Below are 21,854 nucleotides of genomic sequence, written 5' to 3'. Positions count from 1 at the left end.
AAAAATAATGAAAAAAATTATTGCTTTAGTTGTTTTAGTACTTGCGGTTGCAGGTGGGGTATTCTTTTTCTTGAATCAAAATTCAGGACCAGAGAAGCAAATTATTGGAACTTGGTATGATAGTAAACACGATTCAACTATCGTTTTCAATAGCGATAAAACACTAGAAGTAACAAATAATAAAGACGAATCTAGAGATGGAACTTGGAAAATCGCTGGGAAATACGTCAAATTAAAGGTTTCTAGTGCAGCGAGTGCTAAAGCTGAATTACCTGGAAAAGATGAAAAAGAAGTAAAATATTTAAAGATTCAATTTAATTCAATTGAAACTGTTAACAGTGATTTTCGTGTAGCAGACGGAACTTTTGAAAAACAGTAATATAATTTAAGTATCTATTTTAAATATACGTGAAATTATCGCAACTGAAATCGGAATAAGAAAATTGATGCAATAGAATATAGAGAAAGCCTTGGAATGATTCCAAGGCTTTTTAGCTATCTATAGATACAAGGAAAAAGTTGCTAGAGTAGATGATTTTATTAGATACCCTTGTTTTGTAAAATATTAAACTATATGTTATTAAAGACAGATTGTATTGAGTACTGAATTATACAAAAATTACTAATGGATTGAGAATTTTGCATTTGATTATACTGTAGAGAATATTAGTCAAATAAAATTGTTTTATTTTCGCTAATGCATTTCTTATTATCATCCCAATAGTTAATACTTTCAAAGCTTCCTTTTCTTAAATAAAGGGGTAGCCTTTTTCTTATTTCATCTTGCATTGGTATTTTATCGATTTCTTTTAGATTCCACCATTTTGGCTCACCTTCATCAGATGTGCTTAGTTCACCAGTAAACTGAGTACATAAAAAGTCATAGAAGACAAATCTCTCATTACCAATTGAATTAGTAAAGCCTGAAATTCCTTTTAATTCAAGATTTAATGCGGTAAGTCCAGTCTCTTCCTTAAGTTCCCGTAATGCAGCTTCAAAAAAACTTTCAGGAAATTCAACTTTTCCACCCGGTGGAATCCAGCCAGGAAAATTATCGTGCTGTCTATTAAGTAATAAAATTTCTTGATTTTTCAAAACGCAAATGTTAACCCAGTTTTTGATTTTTTCAGTCATATTATTAGCCTCCAACAAGTATTTTTTCATATACAAGTCTATATGTCAAGAACTATAAGCTATTTATGATTGTGACAAATGTATCTCAGCCAAAGATTAATAATTTTCACGCAATAGCTGATTAACTCTCAGATATGACGATAAAATAATTTTTACAAGACTAGTTAACTTTATTATACTGTAATTTTATACTTTCGATATTGTACTTATCTAAGGTACTTTTTAATTTTTCTATAAAGTACTGTTGTTCTTTAGTAAATGGATTGGGTCTACTCAAAAAAACTCTTATTTTTTTATTATTCACGCCAGATTTCTCCTACCGATAACTATTTATTATCACTAGTATATCATAGATTCATATCTCCAATATGTTTCCAACAGTAACTTTTTATTATGATGGATGAGATGAACACTTACGGGGGAAAACTCAGAATATCATTAAAAGTTTAAACTTTTCTAAACTTTTGAATATTCATTGACCAGACTTATTTTTAGATGTATAATGAGCATGTAAAATATATCACAAAGAATAATATGTAATAAGATTTAATGATTACATCTGATATTTCTCAACCATAGGGTTCTATTTTCTAGGAGAGATTTATGATTCATATCTTTAAATATCTTGATAAAAAAACAAAATACCTAACCATTATTGGAGCACTGGCAAATGGGGGTCTCGCATTAGGTCAACCTTTGGTTGTTGCCAAAGCATTATCGATAGATCAAAATAACCTTACCTATTCTTCTATTTGGAAATTTGCCCTCTTTGGTTTTTCTGTCTATTTCGCTTTGTATAGTCTAATGTTATTTTGTAATCATGCAAATAATGTCTTTAGACGCGAAATTCACATGAATATCCGAACGGCACTTTTTCAGAAGTTAATGGAAGACAGGGAATATAGTGAAGATGAAAAGATTACCATGCTGACACAGGATATGGAATTTTTAGGAGATAACTTTTTTGAACGCTATATGTCTATTTCATGTTGGGGATTTGGGGCACTGATTACGGCGATCTATATCATTGCCCAAAATGTTTTATTGGGTTCTATCTTTGTTTTCTTCACGATCTTACGTCCCATTCCACAATTCTTGATGAATAATAAGCTAAAGAATTCAGGGGATGAAATGTCTCAGGGAAGAACAGCTGTTCATAACCAAATCTCTGATAGTATTCGAGGAGCTCAGACCTTGCGGATGAATCAAGCCTTGCCTGAAAATTCTCAGCGCGTCTGGAATATCAATCTTCGTTATCAACGAGCTATTCAAAGGTTTGCTTTTACCCATAATATTGTTTTCTTTTGTAATGGTTTTATGGTCTTTCTGAGCCAAGTACTCCCCTTGGTATTAGGGTTCTTCCTTGCTATGCAGGGTCATCATGTTTCAGTGGCTAGCCTGGTTGCTATGTATATTGCTGCTGGTCAACTGGTAGGGCCTATCCAAAATATCATGTATGATGTGGTTGAAGTACAAGGAGCCAAAACAACGGCCGAAAAGATTTTCGGAATTTTAAATCGAGCAGATGATAGTGAATCGGATAATCATTCGATCTCCCAAGTAGAAGAGCTAGAAATTTCTCATTTAAGTAAATCTTATAACGGTAGAGAGATTCTTCGCGATCTTAATCTAGCCATTCGACAAGGCGAAAAAGTCCTCATCAAAGGGCCAAGTGGCTGTGGGAAATCAACCCTCTTTAGAATGATCACAGGGGAAGAAAAGCCGGATGCCGGAACGATTACTTGTCGTACAAGGGATGGAGTTAAAACAAGTCACTTTGTTCGTCAGGTAGGCATTATCAGCCAGCATCCTTTCCTCTTTAATGATACTATTCGCTACAATCTCAGTTTGGGACAGGAGTTTTCAGATCAAGAATTAGAGACTGTTTTAAGACAGGTCAAACTCGACCATGAACTAACTGATGGGCTTGATTTTGTAATCACTAATAACGGAGAAAATATTTCAGGCGGACAACGTGTCCGGATTGAACTAGCCCGCTTCCTTCTTCGTAAAAAGGATATTTTATTAGCAGATGAGGTAACTGCAGCTCTTGACGTAGAAAATAGCCAGATGGTTCGAGACTTGATTTTCTCACTACCGATGATGGTGTTAGAAATCGCTCACCATATTGATAATGAAAGTCGATACGATCAAGTCATTGAACTAAGAAAGACTTGATTTTATATTGAACCCAATATGTTGGATAAATAATTTAAATTTCTTTTATTTAAAATGGAAGGATAAGCCTAAACAAAAAAATAAGTCCTTTTGTTATCTTTATAAGTTTTACATGATTTACTTGAGGTTTATCCTAATAATTTCCATAATGGCTATCGGTATTTTATCCCTTGGAGTAGTAGCTGGTATGGGAAGAAAACTTCCGTTTGGTTTCTTCGTTTTATCTGTTTTAGGTGTAGTTCTATTTAGTTTCTATATTTTTAGTATTCTAAAAGAGATAAAGGAATTAAAGCAAATAAAAGATAAAATAAATAGATAGACGTAATCTAATTTGAATTGTCTTTATCTGGACTATACATCAAAATAAAAAAGAATAGGGAAAAGTCTTTAGGATCAAAAAACGCATAATATTAGGTTTTGAAGAACCTTGATACTATGCGTTTTATTGTGGGGTGATTTACTTTATTTTCTCCTGAAATTGAGTTTTTACCTAGTATCGTTTTACTTCCGATTAGAGATAACAAATTTATCAATGAATAGTAAGTGATATAATGCAAGTACAAATCCCCAGAAACTACCACGAAGAGAAAATTCTTGATGATTAAGAGGAAGCAAATCACGGTTTCCTATATAGATGCATGTCAAAATCACAAATAGAATCCAAAATAAATCAGTCCATTTATATTTTGAAAAATATTTTTTTAGCATAAGAACACCTTCTTCCTTTACTACATTAGTATTATATGATAAAATGTAAGCGAATACAAATAAAAAGGAAAACATGCAGCAAAAAGTGCTATTCGTTCAGCAATTTCTAGATATCTAGGTAGTTGGTTTGTAAATGATGTTGCTTTAGAATTCGCTATGAATTTATTATCACCGGGGACTTATTTAGCGTAATTATGGGATCAAAATGATGCCATTCCTAACAACGGAAGGATTAACTTTTAATAATGAGATATATAATAAAATTAATTGGGTATAACGTATTTTCGTTGTTTATATTCTTTATCTTAGCAATGTTGTTTAAAGTTCCCTTTAGGTGGTGGATGAGCATTGCAATGACGACTTCGTCGTACATTGTATATAATTACTTAGAGAAAAAGAGAGAAAAGGAATGATCTGGTATAAGATCATTCCTTTTCTGTAAAACTAAAAATTTGTGTACAATTGACTAAACTAGAGCTAAACCATTGATACAACTGAATTAGAAGCATAAAGTACATTCGTTAAAAAGTGTACTTTATTTTCGTTTTGTATATTATTCTGGAGTGGTATTTTGTATATTTTATAGTTCATCATATTATCAAATCTAAGAAATTGATTTGTACATTTTTTTCAATGATAATCAAGGTATAATAAAAAAATTAAAGTTCGAATTCTGAAACTACTTTCATATAAAAAAATTGAATCTAAATTGCTGTAGTCCTATAATAAAGATAGGGATAAAAAGAAATCTTCCTAGAAAGGAGTATACTGTATCATATGTGACAGTATTGTTAATGAATCATGAAAAAAATAATTACCATAGTACAGTGCATTTTGTTTCCCGTGTCTCCTTATATAGCTAGAGAACTATGCTTGATGAGTAAAAATCTAGTCGATAATATGTTCCTTACATTCTTTATCATGCTAACAATTTCTTTTTGGCTTGGTATTTGGAAGTTGGGAGATCTTGTGGGAAATCCAAAATAGAAAGTAAAAAGTTGTGCTAGAGATGAAATTTTTATTTATTTTAATTATTTCTATGCCTTATTTCTTTTATTTAAATTGGAAAGATAAGCCTAAACAAGAAAATAAGTCCTTTTGCTATCTTTATATGTTTTACATGATTTACTTGTGGTTTATTCTCATAATTACCATAATGGCTATCGGTATTTTATCCCTTGGAGTAGTAGCTGGTATGGGACAAAAAATTACGTTTGGTTTCTTTATTTTATCCTTTCTAGGTGTAGTTCTATTTAGTTTCTATATTTTTAGTATTCTAAAAGAGATAAAGGAATTAAAGCAAATAAAAGGTAAGTAAATAGATAGACGTAATCTAATTTGAATTGTCTTTATCTGGACTATACATCCGTATTTTTATTGGGTTACTAAAAAGGTGCTAAATTATGAAAAAAGTCTTATTTTTAGTCTAAGTTGCTAGTATTTTAAAAAGACAAGGTGCTTTATCCTTGTCTTTTTCATTTTAGTATTGCTTTTGTTTCAATGTCAATAAGTGTGTTCTTTTTGGAGTATTCTATATATTCGAGGTAACATTATCATGGTATAGATCAGGAGAGAAACACCTCCAAATATGAATATCAGACCTCCGTTTATGTCCTTTTGAAATAGATAAGTAAATACAATGGTACCTATCGGCATGATAGACGTATTTAGTGTGAACAAAGTACTCATTACTCTTCCTAAATAATTTGTTTCAATACTACTTTGAAGATAGGTCATGACGACAATATTTAGAATAACAAGAGTGAATGCGATAATTCCCATAAATAAACCGCCAACGGAAGAAATAATCACTTGGGTGTTACTAGTTGCAAATGTAATACCCAAACCAACGATAGCGATGGTTAGAAGAAAAAGTGGAATGCGAATTCTATTAGAGAGAAGTGTGTTATTTTCTTTTTTGTCTGGCAGTAGCGACATCGACACACTGGCTAATAACATTCCAACTGCAGACATAGTTTCTAGGATACCTACTGTTGCATTATCTAATAAGAGTTGCTCTTTAACTACAAATGGTACTCCAATGCTAATGGAAGTATAGAAAAAATTCAGTACAACACTAACAAGAATAATATATTTGACAATCTGATTTTCTTTTAAAAATCGGATAATTTCTTTGAACCCCTGTTGATGCTTTTCATTCTGTTTAATCTTAGCTTCTTGCTCTTCATGTTCATAGAAGAATTTCATGGTAAGTAAGACACCTAAAGAAAGGATATTTGCAATGATTTCTATAAGAATAAAGCCTGAGAAGCCTAACCAATTATAAAGAATGACTCCAATAGCTGGGGAAAGCATGGTTGCGATAGCAATGGCAGTTTGTGTAACAGAGCTTAATCGTTGAATTTTTGTATCATTTACTAACTCGTGGATAGAGGCTGAATAACAAGTATCATTGATGTTAACTGTAATAGAGTGGAGTATGACAAACGGGATTACGAGGTATAAGATAGTAGATGAATTCGTTAAAAAATAAAAAGCATAAAACAGAAGAAAGGTTATAAGTCTAAAGATAAAATTATAAATTAAGATCTTTTTATGACGGTATCGGTCTACTAAATTACCGATTGGAACTAAGAAAATCAAACTAACTAAAGGATAGATGATCATATTGATTCCAAAACTCATTGCCGATTTTGTTTGGTCCAGTAACATTAATCCTAAAGCGAAATTAAAAGCTTTTCCACTTAAAGAACTAATAAAACTACTAATAAAGTCTTTGATAATTTGTCTATTTGACATCTGATCACTTATTAAATTCTTAATATTCATCCCCTCCATTCGTGTCAACATTGCTTTGGTTATCTAATCCTATTCAATCAACCTGTGTTGTAAGGTAATCGGGATAGTAGATAAAACATAATTTTTGTTAATTAAGATTTTACCAATTATACTAATAAAAGTATATTAAAAAATGTAGAAAATATTGTATTTATGTTTACTCATTATATTTCTCTCTTGCTTTGACATTATCTAAATTGATAACTTCTTACGTACCTCTTCTAAAATAGGATATATTTTACAATCGTTAAAGGATTTCAAAATGGAACAGATTGCTTTATTTTACTTTTTATAGGCTTTAACTTCATTCTAGATGTTGATACTATTTGTCACAATTCTTGACACCGCTTTCGAACGAGAGTATAATAATTTTGAGGGCAAGATGGTTTATCTCTTTTATTTGGGAGGTGTCAGATATGCAAATCTATTTTGTTTATTCTATTTTCTATCTATTATCACGCGTAGTAGCACTTGTAGTTCTAGCTTATCTTATTAAGTTACTCATTGCTCGTTTAAAAAGAAACTAAGTAACATTTTGCCCAAATAGTAGTTATTTGGACTTTTTGCTATATTTTAGCCTAGTGGATTAAATCTATAAAACTAGTGTTTAGCATCTTCTTTTAGAGTGATTTTATTTAATGAAGGTTGTTTATAGTTGAAAGGGGGAAATAGATGGTCTCTGAAATTGATATAGCTTGGAACTTGTTTCTGGAGGGAAAAACATCAGAAGCTAAAAAGTTGGTTGAACAAGATTTTTCCATTGATACCTGTACAGATTTTAGCCTTTTAAATCTGATGGGGTATTTATTATTGGCAGAAAAAGACTATGCCTCGTGTACCCGTATATTTGAGAAATACATTTTATTAGCTCAACAAAATGAAGATAAAGAACATGAACACATTGGATTACATCAATTAGCGATGATCTACAGAGATCAGGGTGATTTTCATAAGGCTTTAAAGCTCATTGAAGATGAAGAGAAGATAATTGAAGAGTATTTTCCCAATGATAATCTAAAGAAAGCTATAAATAACTACGAACAAGGCTATTTGAGATTGAAATTAAACAATCTTAATGAAGCTCTTACATTCATGAATCTTTCACTGGAACAATCTTTAGAGACTGATGATGTGATTTCTCAGGCTTGTAGCTATAGAGGGTTAGGTGAAATCTATTTAGCCTTGGAAGATAAAGGATTAGCCAACACACATTTCAAACGAGCTATAGAACTTTTCGAAAGTGTTGGAGAGTTTGAAGGGGTAAAGGAAATTGAGGAATTGATTAATCGATGATTTTGCATTTAGATTTTGTCATTAGTTTGCCTAAATAAAAAGTTTTAATATGCTATAAATTATGTATTTGATTAAGGGGAATAAGATGAGAGGTTGTGCTATAGATGAGATTTCTATTTATTTTAATTATTTATATGCCTTATTTCTTTTATTTAAATTGGAAGGATAAGCCTAAACAAAAAAATAAGTCCTTTTGCTATCTTTATAAGTTTTATATGATTTACTTGTGGTTTATCCTCATAATTTCCATAATGGCTATCGGTATTTTTTCCCTTGGAGTACTAGCTGTTAGAGGCGAAAAACTTACGTCTGGTTTCTTTGTTTTATCTTTTTTAGGTGTAGTTCTATTTAGTTTCTATATTTTTAGTATTCTAAAAGAGATGAAGGAATTAAAGCAAATAAAATGTAAGTAAATATTAACTAAGAGAATTAGTTAACTAACTTAAGTAAAATATAACACGGCCATGATTCATGAGCCGTGTTTTTGTATGAATGTACATTTGAAAAATTTTTAGTTTTCCCTTAAATAAAGTACATTTTACAGTATAAGACCAGCATTTAAAATTTCCAGTGTTCACTTAAATAGAGTATATAATTGACAATGATTAGCTCAAAAACATTTTTGGTTACACAAAGATAGATTAAAAATGTATACACTTCTATACAAATAGTAGAAAAGGACTCAGTCCTGTAAAATACAGAACTAAATCCTTTGGATAGCCTATTTGCCTAACTTTTTTTGGGTCAGTACAATCTGGTTGCTAGGGCTTTATTATGCTTTATCTTACTAATGATGATGATCTTTTTCAGGATTGCTCATAATCTGTGTAAATATTTCTTTATATTTATATTTCAGATATTTTTCGTGTAGAATGAACAAAGCTACGTAAACAATCATAAAAACAATAGATAAATACAGCATATCAAATGTACTATGTCCAAAATAAGTTGCGGACTCATAAGATCCAATAGCTCCTAAGACCAACCAAGGAATATACTTGTAATACTTAGTTACCATAACACAGTCCCTCCTTTAATTAAACTAATGAGAATATCTAAAACTAAAAGTCATACCTGTACTTGTAGGATTATAATGATCTAAGGTCATCAAAGTGCTAAATTCTCAAACCAACTTCTACCGCCAATAAACGTGGAAGTTAATTTGTCAAAACAATGCTATTAAAAAATAAAAGGGAAAACTTTTTTGTTAAATAAGGTTATCGTTACTATTAACCAAATATAGTTTTTAGCCAATCAACTATAAGTGGTCTAAGTAATGGGATTAAGAATAGACCTACAATGATACCTAAAATAAATATTGGAAACATTTTTTTGAAGCTTCTTTTATTCATCTATGGACACATCCCTTCAATGAATGGAATCCCCACCATCGCCAACTATCTAACAAGTTGAAGAGTGGGAGTGATGCTATAAAGAATAAATAGTGATTTTTTTCACGTTTTCTACATCTTTCTTTAATATATATTATATACTAAACATATATCGAGATGTAAAAATGTCACATATATACACATAATTAGAGGTGGAGCTGTTATGCGTTGGGTTTACGGTACGATCTATAAAAAAATACGGAAATCAAAACATATTAGTCAAGAGGAAGTTTGCGCTGTAGTTTTACTAAATCTCTACGACTATAGATTAAAAATGTATACACTTCTATACAAATAGTAGAAAAGGACTCAGTCCTGTGCAATACAGAACTAAATCCTTTGGATAAATTATTAATCTAACTATTTGGGTGCACTTAACTTTCGGGATGTTTTGTTAGGAAATGAATATGTAACGTAATGAAAATCTGTGCTATTACCCTATTCTTCATTGACTAATTTTTAGGCTTACCACTTGATCAGCTTGTTTCCAAATGGTTGGATTATGTGTTGCAATAATGATCAGACGTTCCTTATTTTTTAATGTTAGGAGTAAGTCCATAATCTCCTGTGAGGTTTCAGGATCAAGAGCGGCAGTTAATTCATCTGCCAAAATTAGAGGAGGATCTTTTAAAATGATCTTTGCCAAGGCTACACGTTGTGCTTCTCCTCCAGAAAGCTCATATACTTTTTGATCTAGTTGAATATAAGATAGTCCTACTCTATCTAATACTTCTTCTTTAGTCTCTCTCTTTTTTTGTTTGTCTAATTTATGACCAATTAATCCCAAATCTAAATTTTCTGAAACAGTTTTATTATCAATTAGTCCAAAATTCTGGAAGAGATAACCGAGTTCATTTCTGAAATAGTTTGTTGGTTTAATCTTTCGTAAATCTTTTCCTTTATATTGAATACTTCCCTGATCATAAGGTTCTAGCTTGGCTACCATATTTAGTAAGGTTGTTTTGCCACAACCACTATTTCCGATAAGAGCATAGACTTTACCTGCATCAAAATTTAAGTTCAAATCACTAAATACCGTCCGGTCCCCAAAGGTTTTTGTTAGTTGATGGATTTTAATCATTTCTATGCTCCTTTCAATATAATACTAGCCATCCTATCTTCCTTACGAGAACGATGCATTAGTATTAAAATAGAATTCAAACCAAAGACGCAAGAGGTTAGAAAGACTACCCAAAGTTTATTTGTTAGCAAAAGACCAATAGCCCCTCCCAAAATGAAGATAACTATTTGCCAGATAAAAAATTTCTGGTGTAACTCAAAAAAATTTAATCCTGATATTTTCTTAATAAGAATAGTTTTACGAAATTCTTCAAAGTAGAGGATTGTCATTGTATTAAAGAGTAGAATTGAGGTAGCAATACCTAGAAAACCACCAGCAATGATTGTCAATATTTCAACTTGAATGTTGTGACTCATACCACGATAAACATAATAGGCAAGATCATACTGACTGATATATTTCTTTATTCCACCTTGTTCAACTAGTTTTTTAGTGGCATCCAAACCTTTAAAATACAGATAATCAGATGGATAAGTGAAGAAATCATTTCGATTTTTTCCAAAAGAGCTTGGTTTAAGGACAATAAGTATAGGATCACTTAGAAATTGTTGATATGAGATTGGTGTAGAATTATATACGAAACGCTTCTTATTGTTTGAAATATAGAAAACACGAGCTTTCATAGCCTGTTGAATTTTATTTCCCTTATCGTTTCGAATCGCTAGGAAATCTTCATAAATTTGACGCAATTTATCTTCTTGATCTTTTAATTTTTCAGGCAATAGTAGTCCAAATTCTCCTTCTCCAAGGCTATTAATGCTCTTCTTATCTTCTTCATTTAATTCTACATTCTGAACATCTAGATAATTAGGAGTCACATATAAGCTATTAGCATACGGATTGTAGTCATTTATCGACATTTTTCCCATTAAGGGATGTGAAGACAGACCTTTTAGATCGAATGATGCAAGTGGATGCTGAACAAGCATTCCTCCATTCTGAATGCCAGTTTCTATGAAGCTTTTCCATTGTTCTTCCAACATTTTTCTACTATCCTGATTTCTAGCCTCTGCCCCAAACTCCCTATTTGTTGAAAGCAATACCCAATCTTTTTGATTTGACCATGCTGTATCTCCAGACTGATGCAATTGCCAAATAGTTGAATAGATACTTGTTCTATGAATGGTAAGTACTATTAAAAGAAAAGCAACCAATTGCCCCAAGTAAAGAATACCCATAATCTGTTTCAAAGGTAACTTTCCTTTGAGTAAAGAAACCAAATGTACCGCTTTAATACTTAAAACATAAAGAAAGCTAAAGAGTATAGAAAGGAACAAAAGTAACAAATTATAAGTTATGCTAGCTGAAAAAATAACTGGAATAGAAAATGGTGTGATATGGAATAGACTTACACCACAGATTCCAAGAAAAACCCCTGTAATTATCCCTAAAAGTAAATCTCCACAATCACTAATCATTGAGTTTCCAAAAATCTGAGTTAGGTGCAATCCAGAAATATATCGAATCCCAACTGTTCGCATTTCCTTGGTTTTTTGAATAATCATTAAGGCTATAAAAGTTAGTAGAAAAATGACCAAAACGAGTAATTGACTACCATTTCCCATATACGTAAATAAGCTAAGAAAAATATTTGGATATGAAACAAATGTTTGTGTGAAACCCAATGATTGAAGTTCATGATTTAATCTATCTAGAGTGAGATTTCCAGATAAAATATAATAATTGGACAATAAGCCACTATTGTAAAAATCTTCTTCACTAGCTTTAACAAGGCCGTTTGGGATATGGCCAGATCCAAATATTGCATAGGAAAAATGAACCTTACCTTTATCGTCTATTGTTTCAATTTGTTCACCAATCACACTGTCTGTTTCATTTGCTAATTGATCTAAACTGTATTTTACCTGATCTTTTGATACCTCTTTGTTCTGGGAAAAAATACTAATAGCTGGAAAACTATTGTGAATAACCACATATGAGGTTGAAAAACAAATCCAAAGTAGAAAACTTGTTATAAAGATATTTGAAAGGATGACAAATAAGCGCTTCATACTTTACTCACTTTCTAAAATTTTCATGAATAGTAATATAATCTTTTCTATGAGCTATGAATTTTTTTAAATCCGTAGTTAAAATATACTGTTTCACCAAAATTTCTATTTATAAAAGCTCTTGAGGTCTGATGAGAAGGAGCGTAAGCATATGATGATTTACTATCTCTTGCACGAGTTACGCTTGACCAGTGATATTTGTAATCATGGTAATAATTTGAAAATGCACCCCAGTTATTTGGATTGTGAAAGCATTAATACAAAAAATAAATAGTGATTTTCTTTTGCATATCTGAACCTCCTTCTTCTATATATATGATATACTAAATACATAACGAAGTGTAAAAATGTAACATTTATACACATAATTAGAGGTGAAGTTGTTATGCGTTGGGATTACGGTACGATCTATAAAAAAATACGGAAATCAAAACATATTAGTCAAGAGGAAGTTTGCCAGGATTACACTTCAAGAGCGCACTTGTCGCGTATTGAATCGAACCAAGTAGTGCCTAGTTTTGAGTTGATGGAGCATCTTCTAAAGCAAGTTGGCCTAGATTTCGAAGAATTTCGATATATATGTCATTCTTACCACCATTCCGATAGAGAAGAAATTATCTTATTGGCAGAAGATAACAATGCCTACCAATCAAATGATAAATTATTGGAACTGAAGAATAAGAGTGTAGCTTATTTAAGAAAACATCCTAATGATATTCCTGTGTCAAATATACTAAAGAGAGTAGAGGTCATTCTTTGTTTACGAGAATCTGGTCCAAATGAAAAGGTAAGAATGATGGCAACGGAAGCTTGGAACGAAATTAAAAATCAGGATGTCTGGTATCATAGTGACCTCAAATTAATTGTCGTTATTTTATTTACACTTCCACTAGAAACAGTGATTTCTATCTGTGATGAAGTGATAGATAGGCTCAATGATTACTCTGATTATACAGAGATTCTTCCCACCAAGTATAAATTACTCTCAAATTTAGCCAGTATTTTTCTGTGGAATGGTTTGATGGAGAAATGTACGAGGATCAGTTATCTATTGTTAGATACGGCAAAAAAAAGTAAGCGATATGATTTTCTAGGAAATGCCAAAGTGACACTTGGAATTTGTTTAAGTGATAAAAAGCTAGTTGATGAAGGATTGCAACTACTCGAATTAACGGATGAACAAACACTATTGGAAGCATGTCAGTCAGATGTGAATCGTTTTTTCAAGGAATGAGTTTCTAAATGGATTTAGTCATAAAACGGTTTGAAGATATAATCGACATATTGTTGTATCCATGCTCAATGGTTATTGGGTAAGGGATGGCAACCTACACATTATCCCGTTAGATCAGCTAGTTAAGCAATATTTGAAAAAATGATCATTTAATTTAACAAATAATAATTTTGAATTGCACCTCAAATGTTAGAGTTCATCTAATATTTGAGGTGATTTTAATATGAAATACAATTATTTTCAATTATCACATAAAGAGATTTCCGTTCAGAAGACTTTGATAGCATAGTTTGAACCAATAAATACTGAGGAAAATATTTTGAGTTCATTTATCTAAGTATAAAATGTGTATATAAGAGACAATTTGACATTTGCTTTTTTATTTTGTGTATTATTATTCTAGAAAGAAAAAAAGATTTCAATTTTAAAATCGTTCGTTATCTTTTTATTGTAGATAAATAGGTAATGAAGTAATGCTTAAGTCAGGAGGTATAGGCTGATGAAGAAAAAAGATCTTGTCAAACAAAAATTTTTAACTTTTATCATCCTTGGTATTATCATTCTCTTATCAACCTGCACTCTTGTAGGACCACCTCTTATCAACCTGCACTCTTGTAGGACCACAAAAAAATCTCCTTCCGGTAGTACCAATGTGTCTAGGAAAATAGGATTCGAGGAAAGAAAGGCAGAAGATTTATTAAAAAATTCTATTTCTATCCCTTATCCAGATGCGAAAATCTTTACACCTACCGCGCTGTCAAATGATGGGATTGCTTATGGCGAGGCTGTTGACCAAGGACACGAAGATCAGAATTATCTTGCCAGTATGAATTTACATACCAAGGAATTTCAAAAGATAAAAGATGTTGAAAGGACATCCAATCTGACTCATGTAGCTGTTAGCTATGTAGATCATGATATTGTTGTTTTTGAAGAGTATGATCAACTCAATCAGACAGGGATCTACTATCTTTGGAAGATAAAAGACAAATCTTTAACGACACTGATCGATAGGAGACCTATTGGAACGGTTCCAGTTACTCAAGTAGCTCGATCCAACCAGAAACTCTTTATAAATTATGAAGTAGGCGATAGCCTATATCAAATTGAAGAATTTGACCTTGAAACAGGGACTCATCAGACGATTGAATCAGAAAATAGCGGTTTTCCGACTGTCTTTAAAGATCACTTGTATTATGTACAAATTGATAACACAGCTTTAACTACAAAAATTGTAGCCTACTCCTTAAATGATGGGCAGAAAAAAGTTATAGATCAAACAAAGGATGATCAACGCTATTATGTCGATTTATTGACGAACGGGCACAATCTCCTTTACTTGGTTGCAAATAATAAAGATGCTTCGTTTACCTTCGAAAATAAAAACCATAAAAAGATATTTTCTACTTCACAGGCAGAAACCTCCATATATCGCAATATTTATCTCACATATATGGGAGAAAGAAGAAATGAGGAGCGTGTTAAATCTCAATATTATTTGTGGGATTTGAGGCATCGGATTCATTATTTATATGATCATGGCCCCATTTTACTATCGGATAAAGGGATTCTATGGATTCAATTCAAAAAGAAAGATAGTGAGATTCCAAAAGGTGAAATCTATCGAAATGAAAACTCCGTAATGCGCTATCAAGAATGGTAGAAAGGAGAAAAATCATGAGAAAAGTTCATTTATTCCTTGTACTTCTGACTTTGCTTGGTTTATCTGGCTGTACAGAGACACCAAAAGAAAGCCAAACAAGTCCTTCCAGCTCTCGTAAGGTTACATCCTCCTCATCAACAACAGTTAGTGTAAAAACAAAGGAGCGTACAGAACCTAATCCTCCAATGCCAGCAGAGGTAGCAGAGCGATTAAAAATTAAGGAAGGCAATACGGAAGCCGGTGGTCAGGAAACATTGCCATCTTCAAAACAGGAACAAGCTTCATTGAAAGAGAATACGCAACCTTCTCAGTCGGTCAAAAAAGAAACATCGTCAAAAGAGAATCAAGGAATCCGAAAACTATTGCCTATTTCTTTAAAACTTCAAGAAGAATGGTATTTCTGTGCTCCTGCGACAGTCCATATGATGCTGGCTAGTCGAGGAGTTAGCGTCTCTCAACATCAATTAGCTAAGGAAATGGGGACTTATAATCCCTATGGGACGCATAATCGAGATGCCATTCGCGTCTTGAATCAGAATCTATTTGGCTATCCAGAACCAAGTGGAAACCAAGCAGGTTATCGACTGGTTACTGTAACAGATGCTCGTCCAGGTTCTGAAGATATCCGGCTCTTTAAAGAACGTGTTCGCAAAGATATTGATGATGGGTATCCTCTCTATTACACCTTCAATGTAGCACAAATCTATCCTGGAAAAAGTGGGGAACATAATGTGATTGGAGTAGGCTATGAATTGACAGCAGATGGTAAGGACATCTCAGCAATCTATTATCTAGACCCCGATACACATGTACAGGATCCAAACTATGGAGGCTTGAAGAAACTGACACCAGAGGAGTTATTAGCAGCCATGGTCACATGCGGTGAGAAAAATTATGCTTGGTGAGAAAGTGAGTCGTGAAATGGATAGGAGGGATAACCTATGAAACGCTCTTATCTTTTTGGGATTTTATTTCTATTCTTCCTTTTGCTTTCTTGTTCTAAGGTCCAAACACCAATGTTTCAAGTTGATCCAGAATCGAATCTTTACTTGGTCACCTCAAAAAGTATTCAATCATATACTAAGAAAGAGAATAAGCTTGAGTTACATCGAGTAGAAAAAATTGATGTAGCAACGTATGTTAATCTCTGGTTTTCGTGTTTAAACAGTGGTGATAAGATGATCGTAACGGAAGGTGATGATTTTGCACCAATAGATCATCAAAATATCATTTCAATTGATTTTTCTAAAGGTGAGATGAGGAAAAATCATACTAAGAATTATGCAATGATGGGATCAGGTATCTCTTCTAATTACTTTTATACTGCTCAAACAGATGCAAACTCAGGAATATTAACAGTCTTTTCTCTTAATGGAAAGCAAGTTTTTCAGAAAAAATTTAACCAAATGACAGCAATTTCGAGTCAGATTGTTGCAAATAATTCTAACGTATATGCTGAGATTGCTTATCAAGATCCAAAACGAAATCGTCCAGAAGGCGTGTTGGATTCAGACTTAATAGTTCTAAATGAAAAAGAGCATTGGAAAGAAAAAGATAGAATTCGATTAACTTCAGATGGTAAAAAGGTTGAAATGTTAGAAGGCTTGGCAATTGTCAAAGATAGGGCATTCGTAAGTATCTCTGCAATTCGTGATACAGATACTTTTGAGAAGGTGGCAGGAAACCAATTGTTGTCAATCGATTTGCACACTGGAGAAAGGAAATTATTTACCTTACCCAATCCTTATCCTAATATGCTTTATCCAAGTCCAGATAATCATTACCTTGTCGTCAAGCACGAGGTAGAAGGAAAGAATATTTTATCTGTTCTTGATTTACAAAATGAAACTATAAAAGCCATTGTGTTGGATGACGATTCAGGTGAAACACCAAAAGAAATAAATTCTCTTACAATTTCAAATGAAAATATGTTGTATCTAACTACTGGTCGACATTTATTACAATATAGTCTCAAGGATGCTAAGTTGATTGAGAAACAGAAATTAAAATTGGGAAAAGATGATTTTCCAATCGGATTAAGAATCGTAGAAAAAGACTTAGGGTCAAATTAATAATAAAGGCTCATTGTCAACTGTAGTGGCTTGATAAAAAGTTACAATCTGGAGAGGACTAAATTGGTTCTCTCCTTCATATAAGAAGTAAGTTAGCATACGTTAGTCAGGATCCCTATGTATTTGAAGGGACACTGAGAGATAATTTAACTTTGGGAAATTCAATGATTGTAGATGATAGAGTAGAGATGTTTGCTCAATTAAAAGAAGAATTTATTGATATCATAATTATTGTTGCATTGTCAGAAGATGAATTAGAAAAAGTTCAGAAAGCTATTTTTAACGATAAGTTAGACAACTTACTTAAAAATATGTTTCAGAAGAAAAAGGAAAGTAGAAAGTACGCGAGAGATTTTATTGAAAAACATGTGGAATCTGTCATAAAAGATAGAGAAAGAATTACTGAGAAAGAAATATTGGAGGCGGTTGAGATAAGTAAAAATGTGTTTGTAGTATAATTAAATTCTGTTTAGCTACCAAAATGTGTTTGGTATCATTTTGGTAGCTAAACAGACAAAATGTTTTATTTTTTCACCGTGAACATAAATAGAATGTTAATTTATCAGCTTTCTTTTTCAGGTAAAATCAAATCTTGGAATTAGAAGAAAAATAGGCTTTGGATTGAAATAAATCATAAATAACTATACAAATTGTCTCTCCGTATAGGAATGATTTAGTGTTCTTCAGTTGAAACTATAATCCTAGGTATGAAATTAAAAAATTTTTTTAATTTGGTCATTAAAAATTTTTTTAAAAAAATTTTAATCCTATATGGAAGATCTTATAATGTGTATTAAAATCCTTAAAATATCGCTATTTCCGCTATTTTAAAGGGCACTTTGTAAAGTGTCCTTTTTAAATTTTAGTAGAAAATTGAGCAATTTTTGGTAGAAAAAGCGACTTTTTTTGATTTTTCTTTTTTTTACTTTCATCAAAAAATGGCAGACTATAAGTATGAAAAGAAAATTTATTGAGTGCAAGAGAGTTGTAGCTTCATCGCTACAACTCTTTTTTTTGCTCTCAAAAATCTTTTCAAATAAGTAAAAAAGAGGTTATATAATGCCTGTTGATAAAAACAAGAAAATCGAGAAGATTTTAAATACACCGACTTTGAATTTGCTACCTTCTGTTAATTCGAAAACAGTTGACAAAGTGAGGGATCCGATCACTAATCGAACCTCGATTCATTTAGGGACTGGTACGATTCATATTGAAAACTTTGACGCTAACAAAGATTATTTCAAACTCCGAGTTTTGAAGATGTTGGATTTATTGATTCTTCTTGTCGGGAAGAAGAACAAATATAGACTAAGTGAAGAAGAGGCTGTTGACTGCTTTGTTGAATTTTCAATTAAACAGTATGCAGAACTGATGGGGAAAAATAATCCAAAAAGTACTTCAACGAAGAAAAATGTACGTCGTATCATCGAAGAGGCATTAAGCTTGCTAAACGATCTTTCTATTAGTACCGCCGAAAAGAGAAAATCGGAAATCAAAGAATTCAAAGATATGAAACTGATTGAGGAATTCAAATGCAAAAAAGAAGTTTATACAGTTCAATTGACTGAAAAATTCGTTAGATATTTAATTACTTCTTATGTTACTAATTTCCCCATCAGACTTTTTAAAATTGATGAGCGTAGTAAAAATGTTTATTCTCTTGCAAAGAAACTAATCTACCATCAAAGTAACCATAATAATCGAAGAAAAAAGACTAATGAAGTCATATCAGTTGAAGTTCTATTGAATGTATGTCCTGAAATTCCTGCAATCGAAGAAGTTAGATTGAAAAAAGGTGGTTGGAATTCAAGAATTGAGGAGAGCCTTGATAATTCACTTACTAAACTAGTCAATGATAAAATCCTGATAAGTTGGGAATACTGTGATTCTAATAACAATCCTTTATCGGATAAACAGTTAGAAATGGAATCATTTTTTGAATTTAAAAATTTTAGAATTCGTTTTAAAGTTTTAGGGATTTAAATTTACTGATTTATCGATTTACTTCGATTAAATCAGGATTTATGGGGTATGTTGAATTAGAATTTGGGGTATGTTGAATTAGAATTTGGGGTATGTTGATTTTGTAAAAAAATTTTTCACCCTTGGTATAACTGATATTTTAGCATCTCTGATTTTCAATACTAATAATATTAATAAGCAGCATATGCCTTCAATTTTCGTATTGAAGGCAATGCTATAATTTTGCCTGTAAGAAAAAAAGTCCGGATTTTATTTTTTTACTGGAAACTACAAGAGGAGAAAAAAATGTTTGAAGAAGAAAAATCTTATTTGAAAGCATACATTGAACAAATCTCTGAATCAAGTCGTAAAGGTGGTAAAGGAGCATATATTTGCCCCCTCTGCCACAGTGGTGAAGGAAGAAACAGAACTGGTGCTTTTCATATTTACGCTGAAACCCAATGGAAGTGTTTCTCTTGCGATAGAGGTGGAGATATCTTTGATCTTATCGGCTATGTAGAAGGAATTGATAAATTTAAGGATCAATTGAAGCGTGTCAGAGAGTTGTTTAATCTATCAACTGAATGTGATGAATTCAAGGACCAGAGGACTGAATGTTTGAATTCCAATGTTATCTTTCCTTTAAAGGAAGAAGAGAAAAAAGATAATTATTTAAGCTTTTATAATGAGGCCACAAAGCATCTCTGTGAAACTGACTTTTTTCTTAAACGAGGGTTGAGTTTTTCAACAGTCCACCGATTTAAAGTTGGCTACGTAAAAAAATGGAAACATCCTCATGTGACTAATCCTAATGTTCCTGAAACACCTCGGTTAATTATTCCTTTAAGTGAAAGTTGTTATTTTGCTCGTGATACAAGAGAAATTGTACCAGAATATCAATTGAACTATACTAAACAGAAAGTGGGAGGAAGCGATCTTTTTAATAAAAGTGAACTCTTCAAAAATTCAACGGATCCAATTTTTATTGTAGAAGGCGAAATAGATGCCATGAGCATCGTTGAAGTTGGTGGAAAGGCAGTAGGACTTGGGAGCATTGGAAATATAAATAAATTAATTAATCTTATTTCTGATCTAAAAGTTGATCGTACATTCATTCTCTCATTGGACCAAGATGAAAAGGGGAGAGAGGCTGAACTAAAATTAGCAGAGCAATTTAGAAGTAAGAAGATAAAATTTATTTCTTACAAATTAACTATTGATGATGTAAAAGATCCTAACGAAATGTTAGTGAAAAATAAAGGAGTATTTAACAAAATGGTGGAAAATGCAATCAATCAAACAAAAAGTGAAAAAGAACGGTATCTTGAATATTCAACAGCTAATCATCTTTCGAAGTTTTTTAATGGCATTACGAATGGTTCTAATAATACATGTATTAAAACAAATTTTGAAGGTCTAGATGATCTGTTAGAAGGTGGTCTTTACGAAGGCTTGTATTGTGTTGGTGCAATTTCCTCCCTTGGAAAGACAACATTTGTAACTCAGATTGCTGATCAAATTGCAGCACAGGGAACAGATGTTTTGATTTTTAGTATTGAAATGTCTAGGTGGGAAATAATTAGTAAAAGTATTAGTCGTCACACTGTTATCGAATCTATTGCCTCTAATAGTGATATCAGGAATGCAAAAACAGCACGAGGAATTACTGAGGGGAGTAGATATGCAGGTTACAGCACCCCAGAGATTGATTTGATTAAAAAAGCTAGAGAAAATTACGCTCAATACTGCAAAAATATTTACATTGTAGAAGGTACTGGACTTATTGGTGTGGGACTAATTCGGGAAACTGTTGAAAAGCATATCAAATATACTGGAAAAGTACCCGTGGTTATTATTGATTACTTACAAATTCTATATCCGGTGGATGTACGATTAACTGAAAAACAAAATACAGATAGATCGGTAATAGAATTGAAAAGGATCAGCCGAGACTTTAAAACACCAGTGATCGCTATCTCTTCTTTTAATAGAGAAAACTACAAATCTATTGTAAGTATGCAGTCTTTCAAGGAAAGTGGAGCCATCGAATACTCTAGTGATGTTTTAATTGGACTTCAACTTAAAGGTACTGGACGAGAACACTTTGATGTTAATGAAGCTAAATCGAGAAATCCACGAGAGATTGAGTTAGTGGTTTTAAAAAATCGTAATGGAAGAACTGGCATTAAGATGGAATTTGACTATTATGCGATGTACAATTATTTTAAAGAAAAGTAGTTTAAGGCTTTTGGTTAATGATCTAATTTGTTGAACTATTATAAGCCTTATCAAAAGATGGAAATCTCTGTAATTAAGAATTAGAAGGA

At 32.0% G+C, this 21,854-nt stretch carries 18 protein-coding genes and 1 pseudogene; 12 read left to right on the top strand and 7 right to left on the bottom strand.

What is annotated here, in order from left to right:
• Positions 1–7: 7 nt before the first annotated feature.
• Positions 8–379: a hypothetical protein gene (locus tag O3602_RS00175; protein WP_003004846.1), complete on the top strand. Its 372-nt coding sequence runs from the start codon at positions 8–10 to the stop codon at positions 377–379.
• A 287-nt stretch (positions 380–666) separates the two neighbouring features.
• Here the strand turns inward: O3602_RS00175 and O3602_RS00170 are convergent, their stop codons facing one another.
• On the bottom strand, positions 667–1,134 hold the full coding sequence (locus O3602_RS00170) for an 8-oxo-dGTP diphosphatase (RefSeq protein WP_003004973.1): 468 nt from the start codon (positions 1,132–1,134) through the stop codon (positions 667–669).
• A 603-nt stretch (positions 1,135–1,737) separates the two neighbouring features.
• Here O3602_RS00170 and O3602_RS00165 point away from each other — a divergent pair.
• Both O3602_RS00165 and O3602_RS00160 read left to right on the top strand, forming a co-directional pair.
• Entirely contained in the window at positions 1,738–3,312 is a 1,575-nt protein-coding gene (locus O3602_RS00165; protein ID WP_371610897.1) for an ATP-binding cassette domain-containing protein, read from the top strand.
• Between the two features lie 148 nt (positions 3,313–3,460).
• Entirely contained in the window at positions 3,461–3,631 is a 171-nt protein-coding gene (locus O3602_RS00160; RefSeq protein WP_003004837.1) for a hypothetical protein, read from the top strand.
• 182 nt (positions 3,632–3,813) lie between these two features.
• Here the strand turns inward: O3602_RS00160 and O3602_RS00155 are convergent, their stop codons facing one another.
• Positions 3,814–4,020 (bottom strand): hypothetical protein, encoded by a 207-nt coding sequence (locus tag O3602_RS00155; RefSeq protein WP_037608378.1) that lies wholly within the window; start codon positions 4,018–4,020, stop codon positions 3,814–3,816.
• A 1,009-nt stretch (positions 4,021–5,029) separates the two neighbouring features.
• On the opposite strand from O3602_RS00155, the gene O3602_RS00150 reads away from it, so the two are divergent.
• Positions 5,030–5,338 (top strand): hypothetical protein, encoded by a 309-nt coding sequence (locus O3602_RS00150; protein WP_371611096.1) that lies wholly within the window; start codon positions 5,030–5,032, stop codon positions 5,336–5,338.
• A gap of 185 nt (positions 5,339–5,523) precedes the next feature.
• Here O3602_RS00150 and O3602_RS00145 read toward each other — a convergent pair whose 3' ends face one another.
• Complete coding sequence (locus O3602_RS00145; protein ID WP_371611095.1) at positions 5,524–6,819, bottom strand: MFS transporter; 1,296 nt, start codon at positions 6,817–6,819, stop codon at positions 5,524–5,526.
• Positions 6,820–7,491: 672 nt separating this feature from the next.
• On the opposite strand from O3602_RS00145, the gene O3602_RS00140 reads away from it, so the two are divergent.
• Positions 7,492–8,112, top strand: coding sequence for a tetratricopeptide repeat protein (locus O3602_RS00140; RefSeq protein WP_371610896.1), 621 nt, complete (start codon positions 7,492–7,494; stop codon positions 8,110–8,112).
• Between the two features lie 787 nt (positions 8,113–8,899).
• Here the strand turns inward: O3602_RS00140 and O3602_RS00135 are convergent.
• The 4 genes and pseudogenes from O3602_RS00135 to O3602_RS00120 all read right to left on the bottom strand — a co-directional run.
• Entirely contained in the window at positions 8,900–9,130 is a 231-nt protein-coding gene (locus O3602_RS00135; RefSeq protein WP_371610895.1) for a hypothetical protein, read from the bottom strand.
• Between the two features lie 818 nt (positions 9,131–9,948).
• Positions 9,949–10,584, bottom strand: a complete 636-nt coding sequence (locus tag O3602_RS00130; protein WP_003003180.1) for an ABC transporter ATP-binding protein — start codon at positions 10,582–10,584, stop codon at positions 9,949–9,951.
• 2 nt (positions 10,585–10,586) lie between these two features.
• Positions 10,587–12,596 carry a DUF1430 domain-containing protein gene (locus O3602_RS00125; protein ID WP_371610894.1) on the bottom strand — a complete coding sequence of 670 codons (2,010 nt, stop codon included), beginning with the start codon at positions 12,594–12,596 and terminating at the stop codon, positions 10,587–10,589.
• Positions 12,597–12,643: 47 nt separating this feature from the next.
• A pseudogene (locus O3602_RS00120) lies at positions 12,644–12,811 on the bottom strand (lactococcin 972 family bacteriocin); the annotation flags it as partial.
• Positions 12,812–12,981: 170 nt separating this feature from the next.
• Between O3602_RS00120 and O3602_RS00115 the strand changes: the two are divergent.
• The 7 genes from O3602_RS00115 (at position 12,982) to O3602_RS00085 (ending at position 21,765) form a co-directional block, all read left to right on the top strand.
• Entirely contained in the window at positions 12,982–13,830 is an 849-nt protein-coding gene (locus tag O3602_RS00115) for a helix-turn-helix domain-containing protein (protein WP_371610893.1), read from the top strand.
• A gap of 499 nt (positions 13,831–14,329) precedes the next feature.
• Positions 14,330–15,493, top strand: a complete 1,164-nt coding sequence (locus O3602_RS00110; RefSeq protein WP_371610892.1) for a hypothetical protein — start codon at positions 14,330–14,332, stop codon at positions 15,491–15,493.
• A 14-nt stretch (positions 15,494–15,507) separates the two neighbouring features.
• On the top strand, positions 15,508–16,398 hold the full coding sequence (locus O3602_RS00105) for a C39 family peptidase (protein ID WP_049498805.1): 891 nt from the start codon (positions 15,508–15,510) through the stop codon (positions 16,396–16,398).
• Positions 16,399–16,434: 36 nt separating this feature from the next.
• Positions 16,435–17,565, top strand: coding sequence for a hypothetical protein (locus O3602_RS00100; RefSeq protein WP_049498806.1), 1,131 nt, complete (start codon positions 16,435–16,437; stop codon positions 17,563–17,565).
• 164 nt (positions 17,566–17,729) lie between these two features.
• The gene (locus O3602_RS00095) at positions 17,730–18,023 is read left to right on the top strand and encodes a hypothetical protein (RefSeq protein WP_049473201.1); all 294 of its coding nucleotides are present in this window, start codon (positions 17,730–17,732) and stop codon (positions 18,021–18,023) included.
• 601 nt (positions 18,024–18,624) lie between these two features.
• Positions 18,625–19,548, top strand: a complete 924-nt coding sequence (locus tag O3602_RS00090) for a hypothetical protein (RefSeq protein WP_371610891.1) — start codon at positions 18,625–18,627, stop codon at positions 19,546–19,548.
• Positions 19,549–19,833: 285 nt separating this feature from the next.
• The gene (locus tag O3602_RS00085) at positions 19,834–21,765 is read left to right on the top strand and encodes a DnaB-like helicase C-terminal domain-containing protein (protein WP_371610890.1); all 1,932 of its coding nucleotides are present in this window, start codon (positions 19,834–19,836) and stop codon (positions 21,763–21,765) included.
• The last annotated feature ends 89 nt before the right edge of the window (positions 21,766–21,854 follow it).

Source organism: Streptococcus sp. 27098_8_186 (genome assembly GCF_041432055.1).
GTDB classification, from domain to species: Bacteria; Bacillota; Bacilli; order Lactobacillales; family Streptococcaceae; genus Streptococcus; species Streptococcus dentalis.
The sequence above is the reverse complement of the archived record's forward strand: the minus strand, read 5'-3'. Positions and strand labels throughout refer to the sequence as shown.